Origin of the sequence: Stenotrophomonas sp. GbtcB23, from assembly GCF_019091045.1 — a bacterium.
GTDB lineage: Bacteria > Pseudomonadota > Gammaproteobacteria > Xanthomonadales > Xanthomonadaceae > Stenotrophomonas > Stenotrophomonas rhizophila_A.
Genome location: NZ_JAGXKC010000744.1, coordinates 1 through 232 on the forward strand (window position 1 = coordinate 1; position 232 = coordinate 232).

Sequence of the window (232 nt, forward strand, 5' to 3'; positions counted from 1 at the left end):
TCGACAACGGTCCGGGCGTTCCGACCGATCTCCTGCCGCATCTCTTCGATCCCTTCATCACCACCAAGACCAACGGCTCCGGCCTTGGCCTTGCGCTGGTCGCCAAGAACATTGGCGCCCATGGCGGCATCGTCGAATGCGACAGCCAGGCGCGCCGCACCACGTTACGAGTTCTGATGCCCTTGCCCAAGGAAGAGGCCGGCGACGGTCGTACCTTGCACTTCACAGGAAA

At 62.5% G+C, this 232-nt stretch carries 1 protein-coding gene; it reads left to right on the plus strand.

Going from position 1 to position 232, the window contains the following annotated elements; translation table 11 throughout:
* On the plus strand, positions 1-232 hold a 232-nt coding region (locus KVS69_RS20775; RefSeq protein ID WP_254622323.1), incomplete at both ends, for an ATP-binding protein.